Origin of the sequence: Ilumatobacter sp., assembly GCF_965215205.1 — a bacterium.
GTDB lineage: Bacteria > Actinomycetota > Acidimicrobiia > Acidimicrobiales > Ilumatobacteraceae > Ilumatobacter_A.
The window spans coordinates 904,519-918,109 of the sequence record NZ_OZ244049.1; the positions used below are offsets into that span (position 1 = coordinate 904,519).

At 72.0% G+C, this 13,591-nt stretch carries 10 protein-coding genes; 5 read left to right on the forward strand and 5 right to left on the reverse strand.

Annotated features, from left to right (window positions below):
- Nucleotides 1-17: 17 nt before the first annotated feature.
- Nucleotides 18-2,690: a M1 family metallopeptidase gene (locus ACOOHC_RS04315; protein ID WP_420452784.1), complete on the reverse strand. Its 2,673-nt coding sequence runs from the start codon at nucleotides 2,688-2,690 to the stop codon at nucleotides 18-20.
- A gap of 34 nt (nucleotides 2,691-2,724) precedes the next feature.
- Between ACOOHC_RS04315 and ACOOHC_RS04320 the strand changes: the two genes are divergently transcribed.
- Genes ACOOHC_RS04320 through upp form a run of 4 tightly spaced genes read left to right on the forward strand, consistent with a single transcriptional unit; the run spans nucleotide 2,725 to nucleotide 7,268 of the window.
- Entirely contained in the window at nucleotides 2,725-3,756 is a 1,032-nt protein-coding gene (locus ACOOHC_RS04320) for an adenosine kinase (protein WP_420452785.1), read from the forward strand.
- Nucleotides 3,749-5,482, forward strand: coding sequence for a phospho-sugar mutase (locus ACOOHC_RS04325; protein ID WP_420452786.1), 1,734 nt, complete (start codon nucleotides 3,749-3,751; stop codon nucleotides 5,480-5,482). Before ACOOHC_RS04320 ends, ACOOHC_RS04325 begins: the two co-directional genes overlap by 8 nt.
- A 55-nt stretch (nucleotides 5,483-5,537) precedes the next feature.
- The gene (locus ACOOHC_RS04330) at nucleotides 5,538-6,620 is read left to right on the forward strand and encodes an adenosine deaminase (RefSeq protein ID WP_420452787.1); all 1,083 of its coding nucleotides are present in this window, start codon (nucleotides 5,538-5,540) and stop codon (nucleotides 6,618-6,620) included.
- A gap of 12 nt (nucleotides 6,621-6,632) precedes the next feature.
- Nucleotides 6,633-7,268 (forward strand): uracil phosphoribosyltransferase, encoded by a 636-nt coding sequence (gene upp, locus ACOOHC_RS04335; RefSeq protein WP_420452788.1) that lies wholly within the window; start codon nucleotides 6,633-6,635, stop codon nucleotides 7,266-7,268.
- Between the two features lie 19 nt (nucleotides 7,269-7,287).
- On the opposite strand, the gene ACOOHC_RS04340 is transcribed toward upp, so the two are convergent.
- On the reverse strand, nucleotides 7,288-8,631 hold the full coding sequence (locus ACOOHC_RS04340; RefSeq protein WP_420452789.1) for a peptidoglycan DD-metalloendopeptidase family protein: 1,344 nt from the start codon (nucleotides 8,629-8,631) through the stop codon (nucleotides 7,288-7,290).
- 488 nt (nucleotides 8,632-9,119) lie between these two features.
- On the opposite strand from ACOOHC_RS04340, the gene queF reads away from it, so the two are divergent.
- On the forward strand, nucleotides 9,120-9,503 hold the full coding sequence (queF, locus tag ACOOHC_RS04345; RefSeq protein WP_420452790.1) for a preQ(1) synthase: 384 nt from the start codon (nucleotides 9,120-9,122) through the stop codon (nucleotides 9,501-9,503).
- Nucleotides 9,504-9,537: 34 nt separating this feature from the next.
- Here the strand turns inward: queF and ACOOHC_RS04350 are convergent, their stop codons facing one another.
- The 3 genes from ACOOHC_RS04350 to ACOOHC_RS04360 are packed head-to-tail and all read right to left on the reverse strand — an operon-like array spanning nucleotide 9,538 to nucleotide 13,591.
- The gene (locus tag ACOOHC_RS04350) at nucleotides 9,538-10,845 is read right to left on the reverse strand and encodes an ABC transporter permease (RefSeq protein ID WP_420453855.1); all 1,308 of its coding nucleotides are present in this window, start codon (nucleotides 10,843-10,845) and stop codon (nucleotides 9,538-9,540) included.
- A gap of 8 nt (nucleotides 10,846-10,853) precedes the next feature.
- Nucleotides 10,854-11,996: an ABC transporter permease gene (locus ACOOHC_RS04355; protein WP_420452791.1), complete on the reverse strand. Its 1,143-nt coding sequence runs from the start codon at nucleotides 11,994-11,996 to the stop codon at nucleotides 10,854-10,856.
- Nucleotides 11,993-13,591 (reverse strand): ABC transporter ATP-binding protein, encoded by a 1,599-nt coding sequence (locus tag ACOOHC_RS04360; protein WP_420452792.1) that lies wholly within the window; start codon nucleotides 13,589-13,591, stop codon nucleotides 11,993-11,995. Before ACOOHC_RS04360 ends, ACOOHC_RS04355 begins: the two co-directional genes overlap by 4 nt.

A 13,591-nucleotide genomic window follows, 5' to 3' on the forward strand; every position in this document is an offset into this window, starting at 1 on the left:
CGGCTCCGTCCGGACGATCAGCGCGCCGACGTGAGGTGCTCGGCGAGCTGGGCGGCGTCGCGATCCCGACGGGCCGCGTTGACCCGCTGGCGCTCGAGGATCTGCTGCAACGTGAGCGTCGCCTGCTCGATCGGGTTCGTCGCGAAGAACTCGTGGACGTCCTCGACCTCACCGGGTCCGGTGAGGGTCCGCACGGTGTCGATCATCCTCACGATCGTGTTGCCGGGGAACCGCTCGTTGGCCTCGGCCCAGTGCTCCTCCACGAAGCGCCACGCCACCGCGCCGTGATCGCGGTTGGCGATCGCGGCGCGCAGCAGGAACGGGGCGTTCTGGCTCTTCACCGCGTCGCTCATCGCGAACTCGCAGCTGCGCACGACCAGATCCGGATCATCGAACTCCGCGAGGGCGTAGAGGTTGCGGAGCTGGTCCTGCGGGGTGTCGCCCTCGAGGAAGCCCCGCACCATCGCCTCGTAGTCCTCCTCGTCGCCGCTCACGGCGACCACGGTGGTCGCGGCGGCGAGCAGGTCGGCGTCCGTCGAGCTCCCGCCGTCGCGGTGCTCGCGCAGCAGCGCACGACACCGCTCGCGGGTTGCGTCGTCGGCGCCGAGCGCTCCCATCGCCCGCACCAGCAGGCCGCGCAACCGGCTGACGAGGTCGGAGTCGGCCTCCGAGGGGTCACCGAGCTCGTCGAGGGCGGGCCGCACCAGCTCGCGCACCCGGGTGCGCAGGGCGTCGAGGGCATCGCCCTCGACCATCCGTGACAGCTCCCCGAGCGCGACGAGCATCGCCTGCCACACGACGTACTCGCGCTCGTCGCGGAACGACTCGACGAACTCGAGCAGCTCGACCGACGTCATCCGCCCGGCCGAGGTGGCCGCTGATGCGTCGTCGACGAGGCTGTAGCGCTCGAGGGTGCTCAGCGTCGCGAGCGCGGCGGGGTCGGCGAGGCGGGCACGCAGCGCGTCGTCGTAGGCGACCCGGTAGAACCCGTGCCCGTCCGCGTTCACGACCACGACGTCACCGGGGGAGTCGAGATCGACGACGACGGGGTCGAGCCCGTCGAGCAGCACGGTGCTCGTCGCACCGGCGTGGCGGATGTGCACGGGAACGACCCACGCCGTGGCGTCGCCGGCGCCGGCCGACGCATCGCTCGCGGGGTCGTCCTGGGTGGGGTAGGAGAAGCGCCGCTGGGAGATCGACAGCGCGTGGGTCCCGTCGCGCTCGACGAGTCGGGCCGAGACGAGGGGGTAGCCGGGCTGCCAGATCCAGGAGTCCATCATCCGTCGCACCGGCTCGCCCGAGGTCGACTCGATCGCGTCCCACAGGTCGTTCGTCTCGGTGTTCGCGTGGGCGTGGCGGCGCAGGTACGAGCTCACGCCGCGCCGGAACTCCTCCTCCCCGAGGTACTGCTCGAGCATGCGGAGCAGCGCGCCGCCCTTCTGGTAGGTGAGGACGTCGAACATCCCGTCGGCCTCGTCGGGGGAGCGGACCTCGAACTCGACGGGCCGGGTCGTCGCGAGCGAGTCGGTGTCGAAGGCCGCGCTGCGCTCGATGCCGAACGTCGTCCAGCGCTCCCACTCCGGCGCGAACGCGTCGCACGCCGCGATCTCCATGAACGTGGCGAACGCCTCGTTCAACCAGATCCCGTTCCACCACCGCATGGTGACGAGGTCACCGAACCACATGTGCGCGAGCTCGTGGGCGACCACGTCGGCGACGAGCTGGCGCTCGTTCTGGGTGCTGCGTTCCGGGTCGACGAGCAGCAGGCTCTCGCGGAAGGTGATGCACCCGAGGTTCTCCATCGCTCCCGCGGCGAAGTCGGGCAGCGCCACCAGGTCGACCTTGTCGGCGGGGTAGTCGATGCCGTAGTAGTCCTGGAACCAGCGCAGGCAGAACGCTCCGACGCGCGCGCCGAAGTCGGTCAGGTGGCCCTTGCCCGGGACGTGGACGATGCGCAGCGGGATGCCGTCGACGTCGACCTCGGCCGAGGTCTCGAGACGGCCGACCACCATCGCGACGAGATACGAGCTCATCACCATCGTGTCGGCGAAGCGGATCACGGTGCGCCCGTCGACGCTGCTGCGATCGACCTCGGGACCGTTCGAGATCGCGTCGAGGCCCTCGTCGACGTCGAGGGTGATCCCGAACACCGCCTTGAACGACGGCTCGTCCCAGCACGGGAAGGTTCGTCGGCAATCGGTCGCCTGCATCTGGGTGGTCGCGATCACCTGCTGGTCGCCGGCCTCGTCGACGTAGGTGCTGCGGTAGAAGCCGCGCAGCTTGTCGTTGAGGATCCCGGTGAAGCGCACGAAGAGCGTCGCGGACCCGGCCGTGACGGGCCCGTCGGGCTCGATGACCATCCGCTCCGCGTCCGGCTCCATCCGCCACCGTGCCGCCGTGCCGTCGAGGGTCACCTCCTCGATCTCGAGCTCGATCGCGTTGAGCACGATCCGCTCGACGTCGGTGGCGACGTCGAGCTCCACGAGCACCTCGCCGGCGAACGTGGCGTCGTCCAGCGAGGGGCGCAGGCGCACGTCGTAGCGGCGGGGTGAGACCTCGGTGGGGAGTCGGAACGCGTCGTCAACCACCTCGACCTCGGGGGCGTCGGCGATCGTCGCGCCGGCTCCGTCGTTCGTGCTGGGGTCGGCGGCGACGGCGCTCTCGGCGCCGCGCCCGTCGTGGTTCGCCATGGTGAGGAGAGTACCGGCGCTAGCGTGAGCGGTCGTGCCCGCTGCGCCAGACGAGACGACCGCTCGCCTCGGGGCGGGCGGCGACGAGGTCCGCTACGACGTGGTGGGGATGGGCAACGCGCTCGTGGACGTGATCGCCCACGCGTCCGACGGCTTCCTCGACGACCAGGGCCTGGTCAAGGGGTCGATGACGCTGATCGAGACCGAGCGGGCGGTCGAGCTCTACGGCGCGCTCGACGGCGCGGTCGAGATGAGCGGTGGATCGGCGGCGAACACGGTGTGCGGGATCGCCAGCTTCGGCGGGGTGGCCGCCTACGTCGGCAAGGTCGACTCCGACGATCTCGGGCGGGTGTTCGGCCACGACATGCGCGCCGTGGGCGTCGCGTTCCGCGGCGGCCGTGACCGCCAGGACCTCCCGACCGGTCGGTGCGTCATCGTGGTGACGCCCGACGCCGAGCGGACGATGAACACCTACCTCGGGGTGTCGTCGACGCTGTCCGTCGACGATGTCGACGACGACGTCGTCGCGTCCTCCGCCGTGCTCTACATGGAGGGGTACCTCTTCGACCGCGACGAGGCCAAGGCGGCGTTCCGGCACGCCGCCGACGTCTCCCACCGCCACGGCCGGACCGTGTCGCTCACGCTCTCGGACTCGTTCTGCGTCGAGCGGCACCGCGACGACTTCCGGGCGCTCGTGGCCGAGTCGGTCGACCTGCTGTTCGGCAACGAGGACGAGCTGCGGGCGCTGTACTCGACCGACTCCTTCGACGAGGCGGTCGACCGCCTCCGATCGGAGTGCTCCCTCGCGGTGGTCACGCGCGGACCCCAGGGGTGCGTGATCGTCACCGCCGACGAGACGGTCCCCGTCGAGGCGGTCCCCGTCGACGAGGTGATCGACACGACCGGGGCGGGCGACCTCTTCGCCGCGGGCTTCCTCCACGGGTTCACCACGGGTCGGGACCTCGTCACCTGCGCCCGCCTCGGGTCGGTGGCCGCCGCCGAGGTGATCGGCCACGTGGGTCCTCGTCCGCTGGTCGAGTTGCATACGCTGGCGGGCCATGTCTGACCGCGAGCCCCCCGCCACCGCCGGCCTCGACGAGGCCCCGCGGTCCGTTCCCGACGCCACCTCGGCCGACGACCCGATCGCCGCCGACGGGTTGCTCGACCGGGTCGAGGCGTGGCGCGACGCCGAGCCGGACGCCGACATGCGCGCCGAGCTCGACGACCTGGCGGAGGCGGCGCGCTCGGGTGACGGCGACGCGATCGCGGAGCTCGAGGACCGCTTCGCCGGGCGGCTCCAGTTCGGCACGGCCGGCCTGCGGGCGGCGGTGGAGGCCGGCCCGATGAGGATGAACCGACTGGTCGTGCGCCAGGCGGCGGCCGGGCTCGGCCGATGGCTGCTGGAACGAGAGGCCGACGGGTCGATCGAGCGCGCCACCGAGCGCGGGGTCGTGGTCGCGCACGACGCCCGCCGCAAGAGCGACCAGTTCGCGCTCGACACCTGCCGGGTGCTCGCGGCGCTCGGGATCCGCTCGATGCTGCTCCCCGGCGTCCAGCCGACGCCGGTGCTCGCGTGGTCGATCACCGGCCTCGACGCGGCGGCCGGGGTGGTGGTCACCGCGTCGCACAACCCTCCGGCCGACAACGGGTACAAGGTGTTCCTCGAGACGGGGTCGCAGATCGTGAGCCCGGTCGACACCGAGATCTCGGACGCGATCGGCGAGGTCGATCCGCTCGCCGTGGAGATCGCGCGCGAGGACGACCACCTGATCCGCTACCTCGACGACTCCTGGCAGGAGGCCTACGTGGCGTCCGTGCCCTCGGTGCGCCTGCGCCCCGACGTCGCCGGTGTCCCGGTCGCGTACAGCGCGATGCACGGGGTGGGAGCCGAGACGATCGAGATGGCGTTCGCCGCGGCCGGGTTCGATCGCCCGATCCCCGTGGTGGAGCAGCACCTCCCGGACGGCTCGTTCCCGACGGTGTCGTTCCCCAACCCCGAGGAGCCGGGGGCGATGGACCTGCTGCTCGAGACGGCGTCGGAGTCCGGCGCGGCGATCGCCCTCGCGAACGATCCCGACGCCGACCGCCTCGGCGCCGCGATCCCGCAGCCCGACGGCACCTGGCGACGGCTCAGCGGAGACGAGATCGGGTGGCTGTTCGCCGACCACATCCTGTCCAACACCAGCGGCGACGACCGCCTGGTCGTGACGACCCTGGTGTCGTCGTCGCTGCTCGCCGACATGGCGGCGGCACACGGCGTGCACGCCGAGGAGACGTTCACCGGCTTCAAGTGGATCGGACGGATCGCCCACGAGCGCCGGGGCGAGCAGCGCTTCGTGTTCGGTTACGAGCAGGCCCTCGGGTACCTGGTCACGGACCGCCCGCTCGACAAGGACGGGATCAGCGCCGCGGTGCTGATGGCCGAGATCGCGGCGTGCGCGCAGGCCGACGGGGTGACGGTGCAGGACCGCCTCGACGCCATCGCGGAGCGCTTCGGCCGGCACGTGACCGCCGAGCGGTCCGTGCGCATCCCTCCCTCGGTCGGCGCCGAGTGGGTCGCCGCGATCGAGTCCGATCCACCGGCCGAGGTCGGCGGGGTCGCGGTGGTCGGCGTCGAGTCGTACCCCGAGGCCGATCTGGTGCGGCTGCGACTCGAGGGCGGTGCCCGACTCCAGGTCCGCCCCAGCGGGACCGAGCCGAAGGTCAAGCTCTACGCGGAGGCGGTCGACGTCGACCCGGACCGCCTCGAGGAGCTCCTCGACGCCCTCGCCTCGGCTGCCCCGGACGCCTGACGGGACGCCCGCGGGGGCGCCCTCGCCCGTCGCCGCGGCTCGGTAGCGTGACGCCATGTCGACGGCCGATCTCATCCGGCGGGCCCCCAAGGCGCTGCTCCACGACCACCTCGACGGTGGGCTGCGCCCGAGCACGGTCATGGAGCTCGCGTCCGAGTACGGCTACCTCGACCTGCCGAGCACCGACGCCGACGACCTGCGCACCTGGTTCAACCGGGGCGCGAAGCGCAACGACCTCGTGCTGTACCTGGAGACGTTCGCCCACACCGGGGCGGTCATGCAGCACCGCGACGCGATCGAGCGCGTCGCGTTCGAGTGCGCGCAGGACCTCGCCGCGGACGAGGTGGTGTACGCCGAGGTGCGCTTCGCGCCCGAGTTGCACACCGAGGCCGGGCTCACCCTCGACGAGGTCGTCCTCGCTGTGCTCGCCGGCTTCGAGCGGGGTTCGGCCGGGACCGACCTGACGATCTACGCGATCCTCGACGCGATGCGCCAGGCGGCGCGCAGCCGCGAGATCGCCGAGCTCGCGATCCGCCACCGCGACGCCGGCGTCGTCGGCTTCGACATCGCCGGGCCCGAGGCGGGCTTCCCCCCGACGCGCCACCTCGACGCGTTCCAGCTCGTGATGCGCGAGAACTTCCACGCGACGATCCACGCCGGGGAGGCGTTCGGGCTGCCGTCGATCTGGGAGGCGGTCCAGTTCTGCGGAGCGGAGCGCCTCGGCCACGGGGTGCGCCTCGTCGACGACATCGAGGTCGGCCCCGACGGAGACGTCACCCTCGGTCAGCTCGCCCACTACATCCGTGACCGACGGATCCCGCTCGAGGTGTGCCCGACGTCGAACGTCAACACCGGGATCGCCCCGTCGGTCGCCGAGCACCCGATCGGTCTGCTGCGACGACTGCGCTTCCGGGTCACGCTGAACACCGACAACCGCCTGATGAGCGACACCTCGATGAGCGGCGAGATGCTCGCCGTGCACGAGGCGTTCGGGTGGGACCTCGCCGACATGCAGTGGCTGACGGTGAACGCCGTCAAGTCCGCGTTCGCCTCGTTCCCCGAGCGGATCAAGATCATCGACGGGTTGGTCAAGCCGCGCTACGCGATGCTGATGGCCGAGCAGCAGCTCGGTGTCTGACAGGATCGGCCGATGACCGTCGAGACCGTCGTCGTCGACCACCCCCTGGTGCTCGACGCCCTCGCCCAGATCCGCGACCGCTCGACGCCGAACGCGCTCTTCCGCCAGCACCTGGAGCGCATCGGGGTGCTGCTGATCGCGGAGGCGACGCGCTCGCTCGGGACCGTCGACGCCACGGTGACCACCCCGCTCACCGAGGCCGCGGTGCAGCGCATCGCCGTGCAGCCGGTGATCGTGCCCATCCTGCGCGCCGGGCTCGGCTTCCTCGCACCGGCCCAGCAGCTGCTGCCGCGTGCGGACATCGGCTTCATCGGGATCGCGCGCAACGAGGAGACCCACGAGCCCGAGCCCTACGTGAACAAGCTGCCCGACAACCTCGCGCAGCGGCCGGTCATCGTGGTCGACCCGATGCTCGCGACGGGCGGGTCGCTGATCCACACCCTCGAGCTGCTCGTCGATCGGGGTGCGCCCGCGCCGATGACCGTCGTGTGCGCCCTGTGCGCTCCGGAGGGGATCGGCGCTCTCGAGGCGTCGGGGATCGACGTCACGCTGTTCACCGCGACCGTCGACGAGCGGCTGAACGACCAGGCGTTCATCGTGCCGGGCCTCGGCGACGCCGGCGACCGCCAGTTCGGCACCCCCGCCTGACATCGGCGGCCCGGCCGGCTCAGCAGACGGCGCGCACGTAGGGGTACGGGTTGACGGCTCGCCCGCCCCCCGGGTGCACCTCGAAGTGGAGGTGGTTCGCCGTCGTGTTCCCGGTGCGGCCGACGTAGCCGATGACCTCGCCCTGGGAGACGCCCCGGCTCGAGCCCTCCCACGCGCTGAGGTGGGCGTAGTAGTACTTCGTCCCGCTCGCACCGGTCAGCCACACCGCGTTCCCGCCGAGGCGGTTCGTCTTGAAGTGGACGGAGCCGGGTTCGACCGCGACGAGCGGGGTGCCGCCCGGCGACATGATGTCGACCCCCTGGTGGCTCCGGCCACCCGAGCGCCCCGCCCCCCAGGTGTCGGCGAACGCCCGGGGACCGCGCACGGGGCACACGATCCCCGGCGAGGGCGGCCGCGGTGGCGGCGGCGGCGGAGGCGGGGGAGCGGCTGCCGGGGCCGGGGCCGGGGCCGGGGCCGGGGCCGGGGCCGGGGCCGGGGCCGGCGATCCCGACGATGCCGAACCGGATCCTGACGAGCTCGAGGATCCCGACGAGCTCGAGGATCCCGACGAGCTCGAGGAGGCGGCGGCCTCGGCGGAGCGGGCGGCGGCGGCCTGGGCCGACTCGGCAGCGGCGCGCTCGGCCGCTCTGCGCTGCTCGGCCGCGCGCTCCGCCTCGGCGCGCTCCGCGGCGGCTGCCGCCTCGGCCTCGCGTCGTCGACGCTGGCGCTCGAGCTCGTGCTCGACCTCGGCGTCGATGCGGCGCTGGGCCTCGATCTCGGCGAGCTGCTCGATCTGCTCCTCGGCCGCCGCCTGCTGGTCGGCGAAGTCCTCGCGGGCGGCCCGGGCGGCGTCGCGGTCGCTCTCGAGCTGGTCACGGGCCTCCGCGACGTCGGCGGTGGTCGCCTCGTACTCGTCGAGGTCGACGTTCGTCGCTTCGCGCGAGACCGCGTGCATCACGTCGGCGGCGAGCGAGTCGTTCACGTCGTCGAAGTCGATGAGCAGGGGGAAGTCGTCGACCCCGGTGTTCACGAAGGTGCGCATCGCACGCTCCTCGAGGTCCGAGCGCATCGCAGCGGCCTCGGCCTCGAGCTCACCCAGTCGGCGCTCGGACGCGTCGATGTCGGCTTCGAACCCGTCGAGGCGCGCCTCGGTGTCGAACATCGCCTGCGCGGCGGCGTTCGCTCGGTCGCGGGCGGCCTGGATCTCGCGAGCCGCCTGCTCGGCGGCGGCGGTGCCGTGGTCGGCGAGAGCCGGCGACGGAGCGTCCGCTCCGATGCCGACGGCCGCCAGCAGCGCCACGAGGAGCACGGCGACGAGGGGCCGAGGCCGAGCGCGCGCGGGTGAGCTCGACGACGTGGGCATGGAGTCGAAACCTAGCGTCGAGACGCCTCCGGCAGGCGCCTCCGACCGCGGGCGTCGGCGTCTGGGCGGCAGCGGCGTCGGCGCCTGCTCGGGGCTCGGCGTCAGGGCCCGTCGGTGACCGTGACGGAGGCGACCACGTCCGGGTGCAGCGAGCAGGACGCGCGGAGGCCCCGGGCTCGTCGAAGCTCACCTCGTCGTCGGTGCCCGGGCTCGTCAGCCCGGAGTCGAGGCGGTCGAGCTCGGGGTCGTCGACGGTGCCCCCGCTCACGGTGGGGACCGCGTCGCCTCCCTCCGACGCCCCGCGGCACAGGTTGTCGTGGATGTGCCGGTCGTCGAGCGGCCTTGCGCAGGTCTCGGGGTGATCGTCGCCGTGCGCACGTCGGGCCCCCGGGCTGTCGATCGATGCCCGACACCCTCGGAGGGGGCGCCCGACGGGCCACGCGCCCGGTCCGAGCAGCGCCGTGGGACGCCGTCGGTATCGTGTCCGCGTGGACGACGCCCGCGACCTGACCGTGCTGGGATCGACCGTGCGGCACCCGCTCGGCCACGTGGAGGTCTTCCCGGCCCCGGGGGGGATCACGGCGGTGACCTTCACCAACGACGAGCTCACCTCGATGTGCCCGGTGACCGAGCAACCGGATCTGTCGAGCGTCGTCATCGAGTACCGCCCCGACCGGTGGTGCATCGAGTCGAAGAGCCTGAAGCTCTACCTGTGGGGCTTCCGTGACCGGGCGGTGTTCGCCGAGGCCCTCGCCTCCGAGATCGCCGCCGAGGTGATGGCGACCGCCGAGCCGATCGACGTGGTCGTCACCCTCACCCAGCGCCCGCGCGGCGGGATCGAGGTGCGCGCCGTGAGCCACCTGCGCCGCTGACGGGCGAGGCGCGGCCGCGTCGGGTTGCGGCCCCTCAGCTCCTGCCGCGACGGTAGATCTGGCCGTCGGCGGCGGGCATCCGCAGCCGCTGGCTCATGAACACCAGGACGAGCAGGACCGTCCCGTACGGCATGGCGTTCGGGAGCCAACTCGGTGCCGACTCCGTCGTCACCCACCACACGAGGGTCGCCGCACCGAGCACGCCGGCGATCATCGCGTCGGTGCGGTTCCCACGCCGCAGCGACCACGCGAGGATCGCGACCATCGCGATGGCGATCACGAGCAGGAGGGCGTGGGTCCCCGAACCGCTCCCGTCGCGCAGCGCGAGCACGAAGGGGTAGCCGAACAGCAGCGAGCCGAGCATCACGCCGCCCGGCCGCCAGTTGCCGAAGATCAGCGCGGCGAGCCCGATGAACCCGCGCCCGAGCGTCTGGCCCTCCCGGTACAGCCCGGCGAGCTCCATCGCGATGAACGCGCCCGCCATCCCGGCGAGACCGCCGCTGATGACGACGCCGATGTACTTGTACCTGTAGATGTCGACCCCCAGCGTCTCACCCGCCTCGGGGCGCTCCCCGCAGATGCGGATGCGCAAGCCCATCCGGGTCCGCCACATGACGAAGGCGGTGACCGGGACGAGCGCGAACGCGAGCACCGTGAACCACGAGAGCTGGGTGAGGAACCCCTGCAGCACGCCGGAGACGTCGGACACGAAGAAGACGTCCTGCCCGTCGAGGTCGCCGAGCCAGTTCGGGGTTCCCCAGCCACCGGCCAGGAACGGCACGTTGATCTTCGAGAGCCCCACCGCACGTGGCGACTGGGTGATCGACCCGCCGTCCCAGTCGCTGAACACCTGATCCGACATGAACCTCGTCAGACCGGGGGCGAGGATGTTGATCGCCACGCCCGAGATGATGTGGTCGACGCCGAAGCTGACCGTCGCCACGGCGTGGAGCAGGCCGCCGAGCGCACCGCCGACGAACCCGCAGACGACGCCGGCCCACGCCGACCCGAAGTTGACGGTGCCCCAGGCCCCGAACCACGTGCCGAGGATCATCATCCCCTCGAGGCCGATGTTGACCACCCCGGCGCGCTCGGAGAACAGACCGCCGAGACCGGCGAGGAGGATCGGGACGGCGAAGCGCAGCATGGCGCCCGACGTCCCGGGGTCGGTGAGCACCGTCGTGTCGTCGCCGCCGAAGGTCTGCACCGCCGAGAGCAGCAGGATCCCGCCGGCGGCGAGGATCATCCACCGGATGGGGGTGGGCAGGGCCGCGTAGCGCGTCCACAGCGAGGGCGACCGGGGATCGGTCTCACCCGTGTCGTGCGGGGCCGGGGTGCTCATCGTCTCGGTCACGCGTCGCTCCCCACGGTCTCGGCCGAGGCCGTCTCGGCGGGCGCCGTGGCCTCGGCGGCCGACCGGGCCTCGTCGTGCAGCTTGATCCGCCTCACCACCTCGTAGGCGACCACCGCGCTGAGCACGATGATCCCCTTCATGATCTCGACGATCTCGGGAGTCGCGCTGCCGGTGATCTGGAGGATCCCCGACGAGCTGCTGAGGAAGCCGAACAGGATCGCCCCGACGGCGATCCCCCCCGGGTTGTTCCGCCCGATCAGCGCGACGGCGATCCCGTTGAAGCCGATCCCCTGGACGAAGCTCTGGCTGTACTGGTACTTGTCGCTGAGCACCTCGACCATCCCGACGAGCCCGGCGACCGCTCCCGACAGCAGCATCGCGTACATGATCATCCGCTTCGGGGGGACACCGCCGGCGCGCGCCGCCATCGGGTTCCAGCCGCTTGCCCGGAAGTCGAACCCGACGCGCGTCCGGTTGATGAACAGGTGGTAGGCCACGCCGACGACGACGGCGAGGATCACGACGCCGGTCAGCTCGCGCCCCCTGCCGATCTCGCGCGAGACCAGCTCCACGACGCCGTTCAGATCCGGGACCCGCCCCGACTCGGGGATCGGGGTGGTCCCGGAGTTGGTCGAGCCCGAGCTGTCCTGCCACTCGCGGATCAGCCAGGCGATGACGCCGCCGACGGCGATGAAGTTGAGCATGATCGTGCTGATCACCTCGTTGATCCCGCGGGTCACCTTCAGCGCCCCGGCCACCCCCGCCCAGGCCGAGCCGACGGCGACCGCGACGAACAGCACGAGGGCGACGTGCAGGGGAGCGGGGAGCGAGACGGCCCCGCCGGCGGCGGCCGCGAAGAACGCCGCGAGCAGGTACTGACCCTCGACCCCGATGTTGAACAGGTTCATCCGGAACCCGATCGCGGCCGCGATCCCGGAGAGGTACAACGGGGTCGCCGCGTTGACGATGTCGACCATCGTCTCGAGGCGGCTCGCGTTCTCGAGCATGTCGCCGAACGCCGCGATCGGGTCGTTGCCGGAGACGAGCAGGGCGAGCGACGAGAGCAGGAGGGCGAACACCACCGACGCGACCGGGGCGCCGACGGCGAGGGCCGTCCGTCGCAGCGACGGGGCGCTCACGTCGCGTCCCGGTCGACGGTCGGGGCCGACGCCGCGACCGTGGCGACACCCGCCGGATCGGCGACGGTGCCGGTGGCGACGTCGTCGAGGCGCGACCCCGTCATGTAGGCCCCCAGATCGCGCGGGGTGAGGTCGTCGGGTTCGAGGCGTGCGACGAGGCGCCCGCGGAACATCACCACGATCGTGTCGGACAGCCCGATCAGCTCGTCGAGGTCGGCCGAGATCAGCAGGGTCGCGAGACCGCCGGCACGAGCTCGCCGGAGGTGGTCCCAGACGGCGGCCTGCGCACCGACGTCGATCCCGCGGGTGGGGTGCGACGCGATCAGCAGCTTCGGCTGGCTCGTGATCTCACGTCCGAGGATGAGCTTCTGCTGGTTGCCGCCGGACAGGGCGTGGGCGGACACGTCGACGTTCGGCGTCCGCACGTCGTAGGACCCGCGGATCTCCTCGGTGCGCCGGCGCGACCCGGCCCGGTCGACCCAGATCCCCTTGGAGAACGGCTCCTCGGTCTGGTGGCCGAGGGCGGCGTTCTCCCAGAGCGGCGCGTCGAGCAGGAGACCCTCGGCGTGGCGGTCCTGGGGGACGTAGGCGACCCCGGCCTCGCGCCGGTCGCGCACCGACCAGTGGGCGATGTCGCGGCCGCCGAGCGAGATGGTCCCGGCGCTCGGGTCCATCGTCCCGACGATCGACGAGACGAGCTCGTGCTGGCCGTTGCCCTCGACCCCGGCGATGCCGACGATCTCCCCCCGGCGGATCTCGAGCGTGACGTCGTCGACGACCGGGCGGTCGTCGTCGTCCAGCACGGTGACTCCATCGACGTGGAGCGCCACCTCGTCGGTGACCGTCGAGTCGGTGGTGTCGGGGGTGGGCAGCTCGGAGCCCACCATGAGCTCGGCGAGGTCGCCGGCGGTCACCTCCGCCGGGTCGACGGTGGCGACGGTGCGACCGTGGCGCAGCACCGTGATCGAGTCGGCGATCTCCAGCACCTCGTCGAGCTTGTGGTCGATGAACAGGATCGTCGCCCCGTCGGCCTTGAGGTCGCGCATGTTGCGGAACAGCTCCTCGACCTCCTGGGGGACGAGCACCGCGGTCGGCTCGTCGAGGATCAGGATCTCCGCGCCGCGGAACAGCACCTTGATGATCTCGACGCGCTGCCGCTCGCCGACCTCGAGGGTCTCGACGAGGTCGTCGGGATCGATGGTCAACCCGTACACCTCGCCGACCTCGTCGAAGTGCCGGCGTGCGTCGGCGAAGTCGATCCTGCCTCCCGTCGTCGTCGGCTCCGAGCCGAGGATCACGTTCTCCAGCACCGTGAGCTGGTCGGCGAGCATGAAGTGCTGGTGGACCATGCCGATGCCGCGGGCGATCGCGTCGCTCGGCGACGACAGGTGGACCTCCTCGCCGTCCACCAGCATCCGCCCCTCGTCCGGGGACTGCATGCCGTACAGCATCTTCATCAGGGTCGACTTGCCGGCCCCGTTCTCCCCGCAGATCGCGTGGATCTCGCCGCGCTCGACGGTGAGGTTGACGTCGTCGTTCGCGATGACGCCGGGGAAGCGCTTGGTGATCCCGATCAGTTCGATCGCAGCGGTCAC